General features: G+C 58.3%; 1 protein-coding gene. It reads right to left on the bottom strand.

Annotated features, from left to right (window positions below; genetic code table 11):
* The coding region (locus H5U08_RS18320) for a hypothetical protein (protein ID WP_297036453.1) at positions 1-506 on the bottom strand (506 nt) is incomplete at both ends.

Genomic DNA, 506 nt, shown 5'->3' with positions numbered 1-506 from the left:
GCGGCAGGTACCAGAACGACTTCCCGAGGAAGCAGTTTCTGCTCCCGCAACGTCTCGTTCACCGCCAGTCTGGCAAACGGTGGGCGGGAACCGGGGGTCAGCAGTGTGTTGGCCCGGGCAAGCCAATCGGAAACATTCCAGAACAGATCGCACGTGGGCGCGTCAGGGCTCTGCCGGGTTTTGACTCGGTAGGTCATCCAGGGACTGGAAAACACCCACTCGTCCGGCCCGTCTTGGCGGATCTCAAAATTCGGTCGACCGCAAAACCGGAATCCCGGGTCGGGGTGTTCGACGGCACGTGCCCGAAGGCGATCCAGAAACAGAAGGACCGTTTCAAAGCTGACCTGGGCTTGTTCCCTCCGTTGTAAATCAAGGAAAGTGATTCGTTTTCTGGCGAAATCGATGATCGTGGCCTCCTGTGGTGAATTCAGGAAGTCGTATGCCCGGTCGGTGAGAATAATCGTCAGGCTCTGGCTGATCAGTTGATCGCTGCCGCGATACACGCG

It is taken from the genome of Thermogutta sp. (genome assembly GCF_014359955.1).
GTDB lineage: Bacteria > Planctomycetota > Planctomycetia > Pirellulales > Thermoguttaceae > Thermogutta.
This window is presented reverse-complemented; position numbering and strand designations above follow the sequence as displayed.